Here is a 378-nt window from a genome sequence, read left to right on the forward strand (position 1 = left end):
AAGTACATATACTTGGCTACTCAATGGGAGGAAGACTGGCGATTACGATGGCATGTCTATATCCAGATTATGTACACTCTCTTTTATTAGAAAATTGTACAGCTGGGCTCGAAGACGAAGCGGATAGAAAAGAACGTCGTGAAAAAGATGATCGACTTGCCGATAAAATTGAGCGAGAAGGCATAGAAATTTTTGTATCGATGTGGGAAAATATTCCGCTTTTTGAAACGCAAAAACGTTTAGCAAAAAACGTACAAGAAGCGGTGCGAAAAGAACGACTTGCTAACAACCCAAAAGGGCTCGCAAATAGCTTGCGGGGCATGGGAACTGGGGCTCAGCCTTCATGGTGGGATGAGCTGAAAAACTTAAAAATACCTG

General features: G+C 42.3%; 1 protein-coding gene. It reads left to right on the forward strand.

What is annotated here, in order from left to right:
• A partial coding sequence (locus tag MR107_RS30510; protein WP_242293193.1) for an alpha/beta fold hydrolase occupies positions 1-378 on the forward strand: 378 nt, incomplete at both ends.

This window comes from Bacillus cereus group sp. BfR-BA-01441 (genome assembly GCF_022663075.1).
GTDB classification, from domain to species: domain Bacteria; phylum Bacillota; class Bacilli; order Bacillales; family Bacillaceae_G; genus Bacillus_A; species Bacillus_A cereus.